The organism is Cohnella algarum (genome assembly GCF_016937515.1).
GTDB classification, from domain to species: Bacteria; Bacillota; Bacilli; order Paenibacillales; family Paenibacillaceae; genus Cohnella; species Cohnella algarum.
This window is the reverse complement of sequence record NZ_JAFHKM010000002.1, coordinates 144440-161156: the sequence shown is the minus strand read 5'-3', so window position 1 is coordinate 161156 and position 16717 is coordinate 144440. Positions and strand designations below refer to the sequence as shown.

The 16717-nt window shown below is 59.7% G+C and carries 10 protein-coding genes and 1 pseudogene; 9 read left to right on the top strand and 2 right to left on the bottom strand.

Features of this window, described 5'->3' with window-relative positions; all coding sequences use genetic code 11:
* Positions 1-63 precede the first annotated feature (63 nt).
* From JW799_RS00795 to JW799_RS00775, 5 genes are all read left to right on the top strand, one after another.
* Positions 64-1029: a class I SAM-dependent methyltransferase gene (locus JW799_RS00795; protein WP_080836621.1), complete on the top strand. Its 966-nt coding sequence runs from the start codon at positions 64-66 to the stop codon at positions 1027-1029.
* Positions 1030-1475: 446 nt separating this feature from the next.
* Positions 1476-2510 (top strand): phenylalanine--tRNA ligase subunit alpha, encoded by a 1035-nt coding sequence (pheS, locus tag JW799_RS00790; RefSeq protein ID WP_080836625.1) that lies wholly within the window; start codon positions 1476-1478, stop codon positions 2508-2510.
* Positions 2511-2525: 15 nt separating this feature from the next.
* On the top strand, positions 2526-4982 hold the full coding sequence (pheT, locus tag JW799_RS00785) for a phenylalanine--tRNA ligase subunit beta (protein ID WP_205428256.1): 2457 nt from the start codon (positions 2526-2528) through the stop codon (positions 4980-4982).
* A 136-nt stretch (positions 4983-5118) separates the two neighbouring features.
* Complete coding sequence (gene zapA / locus JW799_RS00780; RefSeq protein ID WP_080836629.1) at positions 5119-7617, top strand: cell division protein ZapA; 2499 nt, start codon at positions 5119-5121, stop codon at positions 7615-7617.
* 426 nt (positions 7618-8043) lie between these two features.
* The gene (locus JW799_RS00775; RefSeq protein ID WP_205428255.1) at positions 8044-11076 is read left to right on the top strand and encodes an eCIS core domain-containing protein; all 3033 of its coding nucleotides are present in this window, start codon (positions 8044-8046) and stop codon (positions 11074-11076) included.
* Positions 11077-11196: 120 nt separating this feature from the next.
* Here the strand turns inward: JW799_RS00775 and JW799_RS00770 are convergent, their stop codons facing one another.
* Both JW799_RS00770 and JW799_RS00765 read right to left on the bottom strand, forming a co-directional pair.
* A complete protein-coding gene (locus JW799_RS00770; protein WP_205428254.1) occupies positions 11197-11577 on the bottom strand; it encodes a cupredoxin domain-containing protein in 381 nt (126 codons plus the stop codon).
* A gap of 160 nt (positions 11578-11737) precedes the next feature.
* Positions 11738-12094, bottom strand: coding sequence for a phage holin family protein (locus JW799_RS00765; protein ID WP_080836633.1), 357 nt, complete (start codon positions 12092-12094; stop codon positions 11738-11740).
* Between the two features lie 146 nt (positions 12095-12240).
* On the opposite strand from JW799_RS00765, the pseudogene JW799_RS00760 reads away from it, so the two are divergent.
* The 4 genes and pseudogenes from JW799_RS00760 (at position 12241) to cysK (ending at position 16643) form a co-directional block, all read left to right on the top strand.
* Positions 12241-14612, top strand: a pseudogene (locus tag JW799_RS00760) (endonuclease MutS2).
* A gap of 23 nt (positions 14613-14635) precedes the next feature.
* Entirely contained in the window at positions 14636-15070 is a 435-nt protein-coding gene (locus JW799_RS00755; protein ID WP_080836638.1) for a DUF350 domain-containing protein, read from the top strand.
* Positions 15071-15177: 107 nt separating this feature from the next.
* A complete protein-coding gene (locus tag JW799_RS00750) occupies positions 15178-15726 on the top strand; it encodes a hypothetical protein (RefSeq protein ID WP_205428252.1) in 549 nt (182 codons plus the stop codon).
* On the top strand, positions 15723-16643 hold the full coding sequence (cysK, locus tag JW799_RS00745) for a cysteine synthase A (protein ID WP_205428250.1): 921 nt from the start codon (positions 15723-15725) through the stop codon (positions 16641-16643). Before JW799_RS00750 ends, cysK begins: the two co-directional genes overlap by 4 nt.
* The last annotated feature ends 74 nt before the right edge of the window (positions 16644-16717 follow it).

Sequence of the window (16717 nt, the reverse complement as noted above, 5' to 3'; positions counted from 1 at the left end):
CGCGCCGGAATAAAGTGGTTTATGCCTGTGCGTTCGGCGTGACCGAAATGGAGGGGATGAACCTTGAGCCAAAGAGCTCCCGCGACGAAAAACGAAATTACTTATGCCCTGTTCGAATTGGACCCGGCCGTCTACTACGAGGAAAGATACGCTTACAGCAACGTGGTCGGAATCGTGGAGAAAGAAGGACCGGTAGCGAAAAACTCGCTCGTTTACCAAAAGTCGTCCTGCCTGATGGAGGCGCTTGGGCGCTGCGTTGCCGCCGCCGGAACCGAGGAAATCAAGGTGCTGGAGGTCGGATGCGGGTCCGGGACGTTCGGGGCGCGGGTGAAGCGCGACTTTCCGAACGTAAGGCTTTACGGAGTCGACATGAGCTCGAGCTGCATCGAAATCGCAAAGCAGAACGGGTTCGACCGCGCCGTCGCGTACGACGTCGTCCAAGGGCTGCCGTACGCGGACGGCGAGTTCGATTTTATATATACGATGGACTTTTTCGGCCATGTCGAGTTCCGGAGCAAGGACCGCATCATTTCCGAAATGCATCGGGTGACGAAGCCCGGCGGCTACGGCTTTCACGGCATCGAAACGGGCTTTATCGACTATTTGAACTGCGATCCGAAAAATCCGGACGACGTCGTGCGCAAATACGTCTACATGGAAGGCCACATCGGCGTCGAGACGCTGGAGGACATTTTGGACCGGTTCGAGCCCCGGTTCGAGGTCGTTCAGACGTTTCCGTTCCCGATCCGTCCCTTGCTCAACATCGGCAATATTATGAACAGCAAGTTCTGGGGAGAGGAATTTTGCGCCGCGTTCGCGCAGGTCGACACGCCGGCGACCCGGGCGGCCGCGGATCTCGTGCTGGGCTGGTTCAACAAGCATTTGACCGGGCAGCTGTTCGAAGCGTTCGGCAGCCGGCTCGTTCGCTCCCGCATTCCGGATACCGGCAATCCGGCGCTGAACCGGTTTATCGATACGATGCTGCAGGGATGCGGCTTTTCCATGACGACGCTGCGCAAACCGCAATAAGCAATTCTCCGATGCTTGCTTCTTGCCCCCGCTTGCCCTATAATCTAGGATATTAAAACGAACATCGCGTCGATGGAGACAAGTACGTCAGAGACATCCTCCCAGGGAGGGAACGCCGGCAGACTGAGAGCGTTCCCGAGGATCAGGCCGGCGGAATTCACTCCGGAGCGTCGACTTGAACCCGGCCGTCCGCGCCGGCAGTAGAGCGACCGGCAGCGGCCCGTTACGCCGCTCCAAGCGGGAATGTCCCGGCGAATCGCCATGAAAGGCGAAGCGCCGCCGGAGGAGCGCTCGCGAAGCCATGACGATCGGGAATCCGGCGGCTTCGCGCAACGGTTCATGCCGGACGAGGATATTCCAATAAGGGTGGTACCGCGGCTCTTTCGTCCCTTTTCTTTCAAGGGGAGAAAGGGCCTTTTTTATTTTCCGAACAAGGAGAGATCAGGATGAAGGAACGATTGGAAGCGCTGCGTCGGGAAGCGCTCGAGAAGCTGTCGAAAGCGGACGGCGCCGGCGAGCTGAACGACCTGCGCGTGCACTATTTGGGCAAAAAGGGGCAGCTGACGGAAGTGCTGCGGGGAATGGGCGCCTTGAGCGCCGAAGAACGTCCCGCGATCGGTCAGGTCGCCAACGAGGTCCGGGCGGCGCTGGAAGCCGTCATCGCGGAGAAGCAGGAGCAGTTCGACCGGGAGGAGACGGCTCGCCGCCTGCAGGCCGAGACGATCGACGTCACGCTGCCGGGCCGCGCGCCTTCCGTCGGCTCCGTGCATCCGCTCACGAAGGTGACGCAGGAGATCGAGGATATTTTTATCGGCATGGGGTATCAAATCGCGGAAGGTCCCGAGGTGGAAACCGACTTTTTCAACTTCGAAGCGCTGAATTTGCCGAAAGACCATCCGGCGCGCGACATGCAGGATTCGTTTTATATCACCGACGAGATCCTGCTCCGCACGCAGACGTCCCCGATCCAAATCCGGGCGATGCAGGCGGCCGAAGGCAAGACGCCGCTCAAAATCATTTGCCCGGGCAAGGTGTACCGCCGCGACGACGACGACGCGACCCATTCGTTCATGTTCCACCAGATCGAAGGCCTGGTCGTCGGCCCGAACATCCGCATGAGCGATCTCAAGGGCACGCTGCTGCAATTCGTGCAAAAGATGTACGGCTCGCAGGTTCAAATCCGGCTGCGGCCGAGCTTTTTCCCGTTCACCGAACCGAGCGCCGAAGTGGACGTGACCTGCGCGCAATGCGGCGGCAGCGGCTGCCGGATGTGCAAGCAAACCGGCTGGGTCGAAATTCTCGGCTGCGGCATGGTGCATCCGAAAGTGCTGGAATACGGCGGCTACGATTCGAAAGAGGTTTCCGGCTTCGCGTTCGGCATGGGCGTGGAGCGGGTTGCGCTGCTCAAGTACGAGATCGACGACATTCGCCATTTCTACTACAGCGATCAGCGGTTTTTGAGCCAGTTCAACCGAATTTGACGGAGGTGACCCGACATGAACGTTTCTTATAATTGGTTAAACGACTATATCGATCTGGAAGGCATCGAGCCGTCGCGGCTCGCGGAGCTGATGACGAGCGGCGGCATCGAAATCGATTCGGTTCCGGCGCGCAACCTGGGCGTCTCGGGCGTCGTGGTCGGCTATGTGAAAGCGCGGGAAAAGCATCCGGACGCCGACAAGCTCGGCGTCTGCACGGTCGACGCGGGGACCGGCGAAGACTTGCAAATCGTTTGCGGAGCGTCGAACGTCGCGGCCGGGCAGAAGGTGCCGGTCGCGCTGATCGGGGCGAAGCTGCCGGGAGGCCTGCAGATTAAGCGGGCCAAGCTGCGCGGCGTCGAATCGCAAGGGATGATCTGCTCGGCGCGCGAGCTGGGCATCAACGACAAGCTGCTGCCGAAGGAGCAGCAGGAAGGCATTCTCGTCCTGCCCGGCGACCTTGAGGTAGGCCAGGACGTCGTGAAGGCGCTCGGACTGGACGATTACGTCCTGGAGCTGGATTTGACGCCGAACCGCTCCGATTGCCTCAGCATGCTGGGCGTCGCCTACGAAGCCTCGGCGCTGACCGGCCGGCCTCTGCGGCTGCCCGATCCTTCGGGCGATCTGTACGCCGCGGCGGAGAAAACGTCCGACTACGTAAAAGTAACGATCGCCGCCAAGGAGCAATGCCCGCATTATGCGGCTCGCTATATCAAGGGCGTCAAGATCGGCCCGTCTCCGCTCTGGCTGCAAAACCGGCTCATCGCCGCCGGCGTCCGCCCGATCAGCAACATCGTCGACATTACGAACTATGTCATGCTGGAGTACGGGCAGCCGCTGCACGCGTTCGACGCGGCCAAGGTAGCCGGGGGCCGCATCGAAGTCCGCATGGCCCGCGAGGGCGAAACGCTGGTGACGCTCGACGGCCAGGAGCGCAAGCTCGAGCCGCGCATGCTCGTCATCGCCGACGCGGAGAAGCCGATCGCGCTCGCCGGCGTCATGGGCGGCCTCGACTCCGAGGTGACAAGCGACACGGTCGACATCGTCCTGGAATCGGCGCGGTTCGACGGCGGCGCCGTCCGGGCCGCTTCGCGTCAGCTCGGGCTTCGTTCCGAAGCGTCCGCGCGGTTCGAGAAGGGAGTCGATCCCGCCCGCGTCGTCGCGGCGCTCGACCGCGCCGCCGGGCTGATCGGCAAATACGGCGAAGGCCTGGTCACGGAAGGGGTCGCGGAAGCCGGGGAAGCTTCGGCCGAGCCGGTCGAAATCGAAGTTTCGCTTGACCGCATCAACCGGTACTTGGGCACTTCGCTGTCCTCGCTGGAAGTGAAGACGATCTGGTCGCGCCTCGGATTCGAAGCGGCCGACAAAGGGAACGACGTATGGGTCGTGACCGTGCCTTCGCGGCGCCCGGGCATTTCACGGGACGTCGACCTCATCGAGGAAGCAGCCAGACTGCACGGGTACGACAACATTGCGGCGACGCCGATCGAAGGTCCGACGACGACGGGAGGGCTGACGAAACCGCAGGCGATCCGCCGCGAGCTGAGGCTGGCGCTGACGCGCGCCGGCCTTCACGAGGCGATTTCCTATTCGATTACGTCGCCGCAGCGGGCGGCATTGTTCCCGCAATTGAACGGTTCCGCCGACGGCGTGCGCCCGATCGCCCTGGCGATGCCGATGAGCGAGGAACGCAGCCTGCTCCGGACGTCGATCATTCCGAGCCTGCTCGACGCCGCCCAGTACAACAAGGCGCGCAAAAGCCCGGACGTCGGCCTGTTCGAAATCGCGAACGTCTACCATTCGGCGGAAGAGACGCTGACGACGCTTCCGAAGGAAAAGCCGCGCCTGGCGATCGCGCTGTCGGGCAACCGGCGCGTCGCGTCGTGGAACGGGGCGGCCGAGAAGTACGATTTTTACGATGCGAAGGGGCTGCTCGACGCCGCGTTCGAGCGTTTCGGCCTCGCGGATTCGATTCGTTACGAGGCGGCGGGCCCCGAGCATTTCCACCCGGGCCGCACCGCCGAGGTGAAGCTTGAAACGACGGGCGGAAGCTTGTCGCTCGGGTTTGTCGGCCAGCTGCATCCGGATCTGCAGCGGGAGCTGGATCTTGACGATACGTTCGTCGCGGAAATCGAGCTGGCGCCGATTTACGACGCGCCGGAAAACCGGATCGAATACCGGACGCTTCCGCGCTTCCCGGCGGTCGAGCGTGATTTGGCGGTCGTCGTCGACCGCTCGGTCGCGGCCGGCGCGCTCGTGTCCGGCGTTCGCGAGGCGGCCGGCGAGCTGCTCGAGTCCGTTCGCGTGTTCGACGTGTACACGGGCGAGCGGCTCGGCCAGGACAAGAAGAGCGTCGCCCTGGCGCTCGTGTACCGGCACCCGGACCGCACGCTGACGGATGAAGAAGTGACGGCGGCCCACGGCAGGGCGCTGTCAAAATTGGAACAATCTTTCGCGGCCGAACTGCGGAAATAAGCAGGAAACGGGCCAAAGCGCAGCGAATACATCAGGACGCCCGTCAGAGGGGTTTTGTTCCGCAGGTTGCGGATTTGACGGAAGCGAAGCGATGGATTCGCTGCTATTTTTCTTATGGGACTGGGAGGACTAGACCGTGAATGCTGACGATCGTACGCGGGTAACGGTTGAAATATACGGAACGCAGTATACTTTGGCGGGCCATTCCAGCCCGGGCCACATGAAGCGGGTCGCCGCCCTGGTCAGCGAGCAAATGTTCAAAATCGCCGGCACGAAGCCGTTTATGGATTTGTCCAAGCTGGGCGTTCTTGCGGCCGTCAACGTGGCGGACGAGCGGCTTCGGCTGCAGCAGGAGAGCGAACGGTTCCAGCAGGAAATCGAAAAGCTCAGACAGGAGAACGAAAAGCTGCTTCAGGAAGAGAAGGAGCGGCAACGGCTCGCGGAGGAACTGGCCAAAACGCGGGCGGAGGCGGATGAAGTCCGGCAAACGCTCGACGGGGAGCGGAGCCGGTACGAGGCGGATTTGGAAGCGCTGCGCAAGAGCAAGGACGGCGAGCTGGAGGCCGCCCGCAGGTCGAAGGAGGCCGAGCTGGAGGCTTTGCGCGAGTCCAGGGAAGCCGAACTCGAAGCCATGCGCAGGTCCAAGGAAGCCGAATTGAACGCGCTGCGGCAGGAGCACGAGGAGGCGGCGGCCCGTCTGGTCGCGGCCGGCCAGGCGGAAGAGTCCGAGGTTCGGGAACGGCTGGAGGCGGAGCTGGCCGAGCTGCGCGCCGCGTTGGAAACGGCAGAAGCGAATCATAAGGACGAATCGGGGAAGCTTCGAGCGGCCTATTCCGGTCAGCTTCAGGAGCTGAAGGCGTCGCACCGCGCGGAGCTTGCGCGCGTTCAGGAAGCGCATGCGGCCGAGCTTCAACAGACGAAAGCCCAGCACGCGGCCGAACTGGAGAAGCTGAAAAACGACTTCCGGGCCATGGCGGGGCGCACCAGGCAGGAGCACGCGGCCGAGACGGAGCGGCTTAAACAGGGGCATGCCGAGGAAGTCGAGCGATTGAAGCAGGAGCATGCCGAGGAAGTCGAATCGCTGCTGCGGGAGCATGAAGCGGAAGTCGAACGGCAGAAGCAAGAGCATGCCGCGGAACTTGAGCGGTCGAAGCGGGAACAAGCCGAAGCGATCGACCGGGTCAAGCGGGAGCAAGCCCACGCGATCGCGCGGTTCAAGCAGGATCAAGCCGCGGAAATCGAACGGCAGAAGCAGGAACACGAGGCGGTTGCGGAGCGGCTCAAGCAGGATCACGCCCTGGCTCTGGAAACGCTCGAACTCGAACATGCCGAAACGCGGCAAAAGCTGGCCGACGACCATGCGGCCGAGCTGGAGAAGGTGCGCGGCGAGCTCTCCGGCGAGCTGGAGCGGCTTCGTTCGGATCAGGACGAAGTGCTGGAGCTTTTTCACGCCGAGCAAGCGGGGGAACTGGAGCAGCTTCGTTCCGGTCACGCGGCCGAACTCGAGCGGCTTCGTTCGCAGCATGCCGGCGAAACGGAACGGCTTCGCGCCGAGCTCGGCCAAATTCAGGACGAGCTGCATGCCGTCAAAGAGCTCCATTCGACCGAGCTGGACACGCTGCGGGCTTCGAGGACCGAAGAGCTCGAAAAATGGGCGGAGGCCAAAAACGAGGAGCTCGAGCTTCTCAAGCTGATGCATGCCGAAGAGTTGGAAGAGCGCGCGGCCGCGCACGACGAGCAATTGAAAAAAGCGATCCAGTCGCACAAAGAGGAAATGGCCAAACTGGCTGCGGAGCACTCCGTCCGCGTAAGCGAGCTGAAAGCCGGTTTCGAATCCGAGCTGGACGCCTGGAAATCGCAAACCGAGGCATGGAAGGTTCAGACGGAGGAATTGCAAGCGCAGCTCGATGCTTTGCAGTCGCAGTTTGACGGACTGCGGAATGCGCATGCCGCCGAGCTCGAGTCGATGCGCGGCGAACGGGAACGCTGGCATGCCGAGCGAAGCGAATGGCAAGCTTCGGAAAAAGAGTGGCAAGCCTCCAGGCAGCAGTTGGAGAACGAGGCGGCCCGACTCGGCCGCCTCGTGGAGGAGCTGCGGCTTGCGGCGGAGGAAAGGGAGCAGGCGCTGATCTCGCTGGAAGCGAAAGCCGCGGAACGGCTGGAGGCCGAAAAGGCTGCCCGCGAGCATGCGGAAAACGAGCTGGAGCGGCTGGCCCGAAGCGAACGGGAACTCTTGTCCCGGGAAGAAGCGGCGGAGGAAGCGCTCGGCAAGCTGAAGGCGCAGCAGGAAGAGGCCGAGCAAAGCGTCCGCGAAGCGCTCGATTGGGCGCAGGAGCTGGAAACCCGCGTGGCCGAGCTGGAGCAGGAAGCCGAGCGGCAAAACGAGACGGCGCAGCTTGCGCTGCGGGAGCTGGACGCGGCCCGCGCGCAGGCGGCGGCAATGGAAGCGCTCGAAGCCGAGCTTGCGTCGGAGCGGGACGAGCTGGAACGGAAAGCCCGGGAATACGGCGAACGGGCAACCCGCGTCGAAGAGGAGCTCGCTTCGGTGCGGGGACAATTCGAGGCTCTGCAGGAAGAGTACGCCAAGCTGCAGAGCGAGTTCAACGAGTGGATCGACATGTTGGAGGAACAATGAGGATTACGCGGAAGGCCCGATGCGAAGTTCGTTCGCGGAGGGTCTTCCGCTTTTTTCCGGGGCGGCGCCGGGCCGCGGCCGACCGGGGAGCCTGGGTTGGATTTTGTCCAATCGACGGACCGAGAAAAGAGAAAAATTCGATCTACAGTGGATTTTTTCCAACGAGAATGGGCGATTCCGGCCGAAATGGACGAAACGAACTCGCCCGATTGGACAAAATCCAATCAAGCCCGATGGATTTGCGAAAAAACCGGTTTTGATTGGACAAAATCCACTGAAGCCTCACCGCTCCCTAAACGTCACATTATTTTACAATTAATTAACATCATATTTACAAATTTTGCTTTACAATCGAATAACGATGTTGTACTCTGAAGTAATTTATAATTGCCATTTCCTGATCCGAATTCCAGCCGGGGGTGCTGTATGGCTCATTTCGATCAAAAGCGCAGTCCGCAAAAACGGGATTCCGACGCTGCGGGTTCCAGGCAGCCGATCCCGTCTCCCTTGAGGAACGCCGGCCATTCCGACGCAACCGTTCCGTTGGCCGAGGGGCGTTCGTTTTCGACGGAGCGCGAAACGGAAATCATGCAAATGCAGCGGGCCATCGGCAACCAGGCCGTGCGCCAACTGCAGCGCAATGAGGCGAATGCGACGGGAATGCCCGAACGGCTGAAAGCCGGGGTGGAAAGCTTGTCGGGCCTGAGCTTGGATGGCGTAAAGGTGCATTATAATTCCCCTTCCCCGGCGCAAATCGGAGCGTTGGCCTATACCCAAGGGACGGATATCCATATCGGTCCCGGCCAGGAGGAGCATTTGCCGCACGAGGCGTGGCATGTGGTCCAGCAGGCGCAAGGAAGAGTCCGTCCGACGCTTCAGTTGAAGGGAGCGGCGATCAACGATGACGCCCGGTTGGAGAAGGAAGCCGACGAGATGGGAAGCAGGGCCGCGCGTTCCGGCGCAGAAGGGGCCGTGCAGCTTAAAGCGGCGGAGGGCAATCGTTCCCAGGTGAAACAGCTTGTCCGGAATAAAAACGCAAGCCCCGTATTGGCAAACGGAAGAGACCTGCTGAAGGATGCGGATGCGATTCTGGCGGGCGGGCAGAGAGAGGCGTTGGAGGAACCGAGTTCCAACCCCAAATTTCTGGATACGACTTACGACGATATCGGAGACAATCTGATTTTGGATATTGATATGCTGTATGAAGAAAACCTTCAGAGGGCCATCGAGCACGATTCTTTTTTTACGGCCAGCATCAAGAGGATCGTCGATATTATCCACGGAAATCTTGAGATCGGCTCGATCGATCCGGAGAGCGCGAATTTAAAAGCGGATCGAATCGACGGGATTTTAAAACAAATCAATCAAACGCTAGGCGCCTCTGACGACGACAAAGTCACCCTGGAAAAATTAATCAAGAGCAATTGGACGCTGGACACGAGTTCCATCCAGGGGGAGGACGGCAAAGAGAAGCAACGGATGACGACCGGTTACGTCAAATTGCTGAAAATGTTGGAAACGCAGCTGCCATATTTCGGCGGATCGGAAGAATACGACCATAACGAGACGGGCGATTTCGAATACTGGATTTATCATATGAGCTCGCTGACCAAAGACCCGGACAGGCAGTACAAGGCAAGCACGCCGGAAGCCGGCCTGACGAAGCCTCTTCTCGACTACCGAACGCATAAAGACGGTCTGGTTCCCCATCGGAATCAACGGAATTTGGGAACCGGAATCGTCGAGCTGCCGTGGGACGAACTGCCGAAAAACTTTCAAAGCATGATATCAGGGAATTTTTCCGAAAGGCTGGAGCTGTTCAAGGCCGAGATGTTTTCAACTCCATTTCAGGAGTTTTTCGGAGATGGCCAAGACAAGCAGGCGGGCGAATTTTGGGACAATGCCGGAAAGCCGGAAAGACGGGATTATACGACGAGGCTGCCGTGGTCGAAGGCGCCCGAGTTGATTCCCGACGTTCAGGAATCGCTGGAAAAATCGTCGTCAGCCCGCAAGGAAGAGGAGGGTCCGCTGGTAAGACAGGAAACGGAGCTGCTGCAAAAGCAGAGGGACCTGTCTGAAGAGGAATCCGATTTATATCGACAAAATGATCGCGAAAAGTATCGCGAAAATCTGGACAAGCAGATTCAAACGATCGAGGAGCTGCATCAAGTCAAAACCAGGCTGCGTCAAAATCGAAGGGAACGGCATGAAAATGAAGAAACCGGCCAGGAGCTGGATCGGCTGAAGGCTCTCAGGGAGAAAAAAAGCGCGCTGAAGCTCCGGCTGGAGCAGTTGGATCCGAGCGATTCGCTGCAAAAAATCGATTACGATTCCGACAAGTTTTGGCTCGGGCAAACAGAGAAGGAGCTTCAGCACACGGAGAATCTTTTGAAATCGTCGGAGCCGATGCGAAAATATGCGGCAAATAAAGATTGGGAGGAGCTTCCCGACGTTTTCAAGCGTCCGATTGCGGAAGAGATGGCCGGGAAATCGCAAAAGTGGAAAAGTCTCCTGAAAATCGAGGAAAATTTCAAGAATAAGGATATAAAAGCGTTATGGAACGCTTCCGACGAAGAGGCGAGAAAGATCATCTACGGAGATATTATGAGGCTGCCCTGGTCGGACGCTCACAAGGATCAATATCAATACAACCAGCAGTTTCCGGAGGATCACGATAAGCAATTGTCGTATGAACTGCTCAGTTATTTGGCCCCGTTGAACGTCGCGGGCGTAATGGGGAATATTCTGGAGACCCCGGAACAGGCGAGAAAACGTTATGATGATGAACTTGGAAAAAAATTCAAGGGAAACAACTACAACGTATTCAACCATGTTTCCGGGGAGGAAGAATTGAACAAGGATAAAATTCTGGACGAATTTCAGAAAAAGCACCAGGACTGGTACGATTCCGCGAAAAAGAACCACAAGCCGATCATCGGGGGGATCAGCGGGCATACGCTCGGCTATTTGAATCTTTACGAGGATGCGCTGACGAAAGCGGAAGGCGGCCGGGTGGAAAATATCGTGGACAAGGAACCGGACAAGTATCCGACGATGGAGGTTTTAAGGGCTGCCATGCTCGGAGCGCTCGTAGGGGACAAGCGGCATCACAGCTACGACGAAGTCATGACGGCCAGCCATATGATGCCGACCCATGACAGGCAGCAAACTTTAAAATACAAGCATCCGGACTCTTATGAAGATGTGCTGCTTTCCGAACAAAGCAACATAAAGCAAGCGGCCGAATACGCAACCCGGGCAACCGCGGGATCGGTCAAAGATCCGGAAGAAAACACGGTGCTGTCCAGACTGATGAAAAAAGAAGAAAAGGATGACAAGCCGCTCAAGGATGCCGTCCTTAAATATTTGCAAAATGGCTTGAAGCAGGATTCCGCCTCCGATTTGAAAGAGGAAGTAAAGAAGCGGGCCGAATCCGGCGTCGAAAAAGCATTTCAATAATGGATGTCGTTCAAGGCTTTGCATGAGAGCGGCCCGGCAAACGAAAGGGCCGACCCGTTTCGCCGCAAAAGGCGGATTGCGAAACGAGGTCGACCCCTGCGCGGGCCTTCCGGGTTCTTTTTACTGAACGACGAGCTTGGCGGTCATATTCAAATGACCGGTGCCGCACATGATGTTGCACTTGATCGTATAAGTGCCGGCTTCCAGCGTGACCACTTTGGACTTTTTGGAGCCGTCCAGCTTGACGTCCGCGCCTTCGATTTCGATTCCGTGCGCGCCCTCCTCGTTGAGGAGTTCGATTTCCACCTGCGTATCTTTCGGAATGGCGTATTCGGATTGGTCGAACGCCCAGTTCGACGCCTTGATCGTCAACGTTTCCGAAGCGCTGGCCGCCGCTTCCTCCGCGGCGTTCGAATCGCTCTCGTTTCCGCCTCCGCCGCACGCCGACAAGGCGAGGGCAAGAGCGGCGGAAGTCAGCAACGCAGCCCATTTCTTTTGCATTGATTTCCCCTCCGGTATGGTCTCATTGTCCAGGGCGGGAGTTGTCCCGCCTCCTGCAATATCATACCATATCGGAAAGCCCCAATAAAAAGCGACGGCCCCCGCAGCCGCAGCCGATAAGGCGCAGTCGAGGGGAGCCGATCGCATACCGCAACTTTCTTCAGGAATGGTTCTTCCCGGCGCGAAACGGATTGCCGACCGGGATGAACAGATCGATGATGCCGATCACCAGCGCGGCCAGCAAGGCGCCAAGCAGCGTTACGTCCACATTTCCCACGACGAACTGCGCCAGCCAGATCACGATCGCGCTCGTCAAAAACCCGACGATGCCCCTGCCGAACGGGGTTACGCGCTTGCCGAAAATCCCCTCGATAATCCATCCGAGGACGGCGATGACAAGGGCCAGCAGCAGCGCGCTCCAAAATCCGCCAACCGAAAATTGGGGAACGAGAAAGCCGACGATCATGAGGACGAGCGCGGACACGATAAAGCGAACGACATGCCCGAGAAATTTCATGTCTTTGCCTCCTTAAGCCAAGTGAATGGCCGGATTAACCGGTCGTGCGCTTAGTGTTTCCTCTTCTGGGGGCGTCTATGTTGGAAGGTTTCGCAAGCGGCGCCGCTTTCGGCTATAATAAGGGCTGAGAGGAGTTGGACCTCGCCGTGAACGACAAGGCGTTATATACATTGGAATACGATAAAATTTTGCAAAAGCTGACCGAATTCGCGGCAACGTCGATCGGCAAGGAGGAAGCGGCAAAGCTGCGTCCGTCCGCGGATTTGGCGGAAGTGAACCGTCGCCTCGCCGTGACGAACGAAGCGTTCCGTTTGGCCGCGCTCAAGGGAGCTCCGCCTTTCGGCGGCGTGACCGACGTGCGGCCGCAGCTGCAGCGCGCCAAGCTGGGGGGCGCACTGGGACCGTCCGAGCTGATGGAGATCGCGTTGCTCATTCGGGGAATTCGCCGCGTCCGCAAATACGTATCCGCGGGCGCGGAAGAAATCGAAATCCCGCTGCTGGAGGACTTGGTCGAGCCGCTTATCGACGCGAAGCCGCTGGAGGACGAAATTCGCCGCTGCATCGACGACCAGGGCGACGTTTTGGATTCCGCGAGCCCGGAGCTTGCGGCCGCGCGCCGGGACATCCGGACGGGAGAGAGCCGCATCCGGGAAAAGCTGGACAGCCTCATTCGCTCGGCATCCGTTCAGAAGATGCTCCAGGAAGCGCTGGTGACGATCCGGGGCGACCGCTACGTCATTCCGGTCAAGCAGGAATATCGCGCGCATTTCGGAGGCATCGTGCACGATCAGTCCGGCAGCGGAGCGACGCTGTTTATCGAACCGGAAGCGGTGCTGCAGCTCGGCAACAAGCTTCGGGAGCACAAGCTGCAGGAACAGAAGGAAATCGAGCGGATTCTTCGCCGGCTGAGCGCCCTCGTCGGAGAAAAGGCGGAGCTGCTCGCCTCCGACAACGAATCGCTCGGCTACGTCGATTTTATTTTTGCCAAAGCGGCGCTCGCCGAGTCGCAGTTTGCGGTCCTTCCCGCCATGAACGGAGAAGGAAAGCTGAGCCTCAGGCGGGCCCGGCATCCGCTGATCCCCGAGAAAGCCGTCGTACCGATCGACGTCGAACTCGGGGGGACTATTCCGCGATCATCGTGACCGGGCCCAATACCGGCGGCAAAACGGTTTCGCTCAAAACGGTCGGACTGTTGAGCCTGATGGCGATGTCCGGACTGTTCGTCCCGGCCGATGAAGGAAGCGTTTTATGCGTCTTTGACGGCATTTTCGCCGACATCGGCGACGAGCAGAGCATCGAGCAAAATTTGAGCACGTTTTCCAGCCACATGACGAACCTGATCGGCATGCTGGATCGGGTGACGCCGTACAGCCTCGTGCTGCTGGACGAACTGGGAGCCGGCACGGACCCGGCAGAGGGCTCGGCGCTCGCGATCGCGATTCTGGAGCATCTGCACGGCATCGGCTGCCGGATTATCGCGACGACCCACTACAGCGAATTGAAGGCTTACGCCTACAACCGCGAAGGCGTGATCAATGCGAGCATGGAGTTCGACGTGGCGACGCTTGCGCCGACATACCGTCTGCTCGTCGGGGTACCCGGCCGAAGCAACGCGCTCGCGATCGCCAGCCGGCTCGGGTTGCCTCGGGCGATCATCGATTTCGCCCGCGGCGAAGTGGGCGACAACGAGCTCAAGGTCGACACGATGATCGCTTCGCTGGAACAGGACCGCAGGCGGGCGGAGTCGGAGCGTCAGGCCGCGGAACGGTTGCGGCGGGAAGTGGAGACGCTGCGCAGGCAGATCGAGGACGAGCGGTTCAAGTTCCAGGAGCAGAAAGCGAAGCTGTTGGAAGAAGCGCGGGAAGAGGCGAGACAGTCCGTCGCCAAGGCGAAGCGCGAAGCGGAGGAAATCATCGCCGATTTGCGCAAGATGGCGATGGAGGAAGCCGCGTCCGTGAAGGAGCACAAGCTGATCGAAGCCCGCCGCAGGCTGGAGGAGGCGGTTCCCGAGCAGGTGCAGAAGCCGCGGCGCGCGGCCGGCGGCAAAGCGGCGGCGATCGGGCCGGGCGATGAAGTAAAGGTGTTCAGCCTCGGAGGGCAAAAAGGCCACGTCGTGGAGCTGACGGGCTCGGGCGAGGCGATCGTGCAGCTCGGCATCATGAAAATGAAGGTGCCCGTCGGAGATCTGGAGCTCGCGCAAACGAAGCAGCCGACCTCCCCGGCTCACACGGTCAAGACGAACGCGGCGACCGTCAAGCGGACGAAGAGCGACGATGTCCGGCACGAGCTGGATCTGAGAGGGACGACGCTCGACGAAGCGATCCTCATGACGGACCGGTATCTCGACGAGGCGTTTTTGTCGAACTTGGGCCAGGTCTATTTGATTCATGGGAAGGGCACCGGCGCCTTGCGCGCCGGCATCCAGGAATTTTTGCGCAAGCACAAGCATGTCAAAGCCTATCGGCTGGGAGCTTACGGAGAAGGCGGAGCGGGAGTGACCGTCGCCGAACTGAAATGACGGCGGGTTAGGGGAGGATATGCATGGAAGACACGACGAGCACGGTGGATGCGTTATTGTCCCATCCGATACTGGCGATGCTGGCTTATTTTTCGGTCGGCATCCTGATGCTTCTCGTTTGCCTCTATTGCTTCGAGCTGGTGACGAAATACAACTGTTGGAATGAAATCGCGAGGGGCAACGTATCCGCCGCGCTGGCCACCGGCGGAAAAATTTTCGGCATCTGCAACGTGTTTCGTTTCTCGATCCAGAACAACGACACGATTTACGAAAGCATGCTGTGGGCGGGCGCCGGTTTCGTGCTGCTGCTGGCCGCCTACTTTTTGTTCGAGTTTCTGACTCCGGTGTTTCGGATCGACGACGAGATCGCCAAGGACAACCGCGCGGTCGGTTTGATCTCGCTGTTGCTGTCGGTTTCGCTGTCTTATATTATCGGGGCGGTCGTCGCTTACGGCTGACGAAAACGGGAGGTTTCGCGGAATGAAATATTTATGGGGTTCGCTGTTTGCCTGCGCGCTCGTTTTTTTCGCGCTCGGCATCGTCTATATGGTGATGGAGGGATAACATGTCGGTCGTGATTTGTCCGTGGTGTCAAAGCGAAATTTTGACGGAAGAAGGCCAGGAGCCGGAAAAATACTGTCCGGTTTGCGATAACGAGCTGGGCGGTTACCGGACGCTCAGGGTCGCTTTGGGCGAGGAGGACGAACCGGAGGAAGCGATGCCGGAATCGCAAATCGGCATTTCCTACGACGAGGAACCGGACTGGGATCAAGACGAGGAGCTGAAGCGGTACGAAGGCAAGGCCGAAAATTTGCTCGATTACGAGGAAGCGGTCGAAAAGCTGCTGGACGGCCAGGAAACGGTGCCCGAATGTCCCCAGTGCCAGGAGTATATGCTCCATGCCGGGGAAATGACGGTCGGTTCCGAATCGTTCCGCCCGCGGACGTTCCCGGCAGCTTTCGGAAGCGAAGCGGTATTGAGCGCGCCGTTCGCGGTGCAGGCTTATGTCTGCCCGTCCTGCTTTACGATGCATTACGCTCTGGCGGAGGAAGATCGGATGGCGTTCGCCCGGCGGCTCAGCGACGCGAAACGCCGAAAGGAACGCTCCCGATGACCCGGGTTTTCCGATCCGTTACCGAATTGATCGGGAATACGCCCGCCGTTCGGCTCCATCGGCTGATCGGCCCGGAAGAGGCCGAAGTGCTGGTCAAGCTGGAAAAAATGAACCCGAGCGGCAGCGTCAAAGACCGCGCCGCGTTTTCCCTTATCGCCGATGCGGAAGCGCGCGGGCGGATCGGGCCGGGCTCCGTCGTGATCGAGCCGACGAGCGGCAACACGGGCATCGGTTTGGCGATGAACGCCGCGGCCAAGGGGTATCGCCTCATTCTCGTCATGCCGGACAATATGTCGCGGGAGCGAATCGCCTTGCTGCGCGGATACGGCGCGGAAGTCGTGCTCACGCCGGCAAGCCTGCGGATGCCGGGGGCGATCGCGAAGGCGAAAGAGCTGCTGGAGTCCATCCCCGGAAGCTACATGCCCAATCAATTCGAAAATCCGGCCAATCCGGACATCCATCGGACGACGACCGCCGTCGAAATTTTCGAACAGACGGAAGGCAAGCTGGACGCGTTCGTCGCGACGGCGGGAACGGGAGGCACCGTTACCGGAACGGGAGAGACGCTTAAAGCCCGCATCCCCGGCCTGCATATCGCCGTCGTCGAGCCGGCGGGATCTCCGGTGCTGTCGGGAGGACAGCCGGGTCCGCACAAGCTGGTGGGGACGAGCCCCGGTTTCGTGCCCGCCATTCTGAATACGTCGGTCTACGACGAGATCGTTCGAGTGACCGACGACGACGCGCTGGAAACGATGCGCCTGCTGGCTCGCCGCGAAGGCCTGCTGCTCGGGCCGTCCTCGGGAGCTTCCGTGTATGCCGCCCTGCAAATCGCCCGCCGGCTCGGGGCGGGCAAGCGGGTGCTGTGCATTGCGCCGGATACCGGGGAGCGTTATTTAAGCATGGGCGTTTTCGAGTAGAGAGATGCCGCATATTTCCGGTTTCGTCCGCGCAAAATACTTCGCTGATTGTGCATGGTCCCGCGGACCGAGCC

Coding starts and splice junctions, on each gene's coding strand:
- JW799_RS00755 (WP_080836638.1), top strand. CDS start 14,636: ATGGAAGACACGACGAGCACGGTGGATGCGTTATTGTCCCATCCGATA.
- pheS (WP_080836625.1), top strand. CDS start 1,476: ATGAAGGAACGATTGGAAGCGCTGCGTCGGGAAGCGCTCGAGAAGCTG.
- pheT (WP_205428256.1), top strand. CDS start 2,526: ATGAACGTTTCTTATAATTGGTTAAACGACTATATCGATCTGGAAGGC.
- JW799_RS00770 (WP_205428254.1), bottom strand. CDS start 11,577: ATGCAAAAGAAATGGGCTGCGTTGCTGACTTCCGCCGCTCTTGCCCTC.
- JW799_RS00765 (WP_080836633.1), bottom strand. CDS start 12,094: ATGAAATTTCTCGGGCATGTCGTTCGCTTTATCGTGTCCGCGCTCGTC.
- JW799_RS00750 (WP_205428252.1), top strand. CDS start 15,178: ATGTCGGTCGTGATTTGTCCGTGGTGTCAAAGCGAAATTTTGACGGAA.
- cysK (WP_205428250.1), top strand. CDS start 15,723: ATGACCCGGGTTTTCCGATCCGTTACCGAATTGATCGGGAATACGCCC.
- JW799_RS00775 (WP_205428255.1), top strand. CDS start 8,044: ATGGCTCATTTCGATCAAAAGCGCAGTCCGCAAAAACGGGATTCCGAC.